Origin of the sequence: Helicobacter sp. NHP22-001, from assembly GCF_030270165.1 — a bacterium.
GTDB classification, from domain to species: domain Bacteria; phylum Campylobacterota; class Campylobacteria; order Campylobacterales; family Helicobacteraceae; genus Helicobacter; species Helicobacter gastrofelis.
On sequence record NZ_BSWS01000033.1, the window covers coordinates 1 to 1,203 of the forward strand.

The 1,203-nt window shown below is 37.6% G+C and carries 2 protein-coding genes; one reads left to right on the plus strand and one right to left on the minus strand.

The genetic code is table 11. The annotated features are described in order from the left end of the window. On the plus strand, positions 1–532 hold a 532-nt coding region (locus QSJ47_RS08100), incomplete at its 5' end, for a hypothetical protein (protein WP_285603016.1). Positions 533–788: 256 nt separating this feature from the next. Here the strand turns inward: QSJ47_RS08100 and QSJ47_RS08105 are convergent. Continuing rightward, complete coding sequence (locus tag QSJ47_RS08105; RefSeq protein ID WP_285603017.1) at positions 789–1,109, minus strand: hypothetical protein; 321 nt, start codon at positions 1,107–1,109, stop codon at positions 789–791. Positions 1,110–1,203: the final 94 nt, after the last annotated feature.

Here is a 1,203-nt window from a genome sequence, read left to right on the forward strand (position 1 = left end):
AGGTTTTGCTATGGGGCAAAAAGAGCTATTGCAAGAGTTTGTGAGCCTTAAAGAGAAAAACGAAAGATACATGGGGAATTCTAACACCGCTCCCCAGTATTTCGCTCCCTTAAAGCCCAAATGGGATCAGTGGTTAGAAAACTTGAATCTCCATTACACAACTTACATCAGTTTTTGGGAGCACAACCAACCCACGATCTGTTTTGGACGCAAGGATATTTTAGGCGACGACTATGTCAATGGTCCTATTTTCAAAAAGCAACATGGGGTTTATATTTGGTTAGGTTGTCAGTGGAAAAGGCGTACTTTTAAGTTGCGTATCGGTTGTTCTAATAATTATGGCAACGCTTCTAAACAGAAATGTATGGCTCTAGATAAATTATTCACTTTTGAGAAGGGGGCTTATCAATACAAACATGAAATAAAATACCCTAGCCTAGCCACACTCCAAGAAAATTTTTTATACGACTTTATAGAGTTGGTAAAAGTGTTTAGTGCGGTGCCAAGAGAGGATTTTTATCCAAGTGAGTAAAAGTAGGGCATCCGCCTTAATACTGCGGTTTTAGACAATGCCAAAGACCGGTTAATCCTATAAATTTATGTGCGCAAATTAGGCGATCTTTAAACATCTAAGGGATGCAATACAACCCAAGCTGGGGGTTTTAAGCTCAAAAACCAATAAATGTTTTAAACAGATAATGCCTAATCTCTTTAGCTAAGTCGGGAGATTAGGGTAACACCGCACCTTGAGAAAAAGATTAATCCAGTAAAAACTCTCTTGGAAGTTCTCAAATCTCTAAGGATAATTTAATTTTTTCGCATAAATTTCCAATATCTAAACGATCTTTAGCATTTTTTAAAAGCTTAAATTCCCGTGCTTGACAATCAATGCAGTGCAATAACTCAAAAATGATAGAGTCATTTTTACGGGGAGCGACTAGACACATGCTAGAAAAATGGAACTTAGCACAAGAGAGCACAATAAAAGTATCGTGAAAGCGCAATAAGGGGTTTTTGTTTTTAATGTGTAATTTGATAACATCCCCAAAAGTGATTTGTTTGGCATGCTTGTTTTTATGGGATTCGCTCTGCAAAATAGCTTTCTTCAAGAAATACTCCACAAGAGGTTTTCTATGTGCCGATATAGGTTTATCAATAGATACCTTGCGCAACCCAACACTGAGCCCTATTTCCATCGCATTG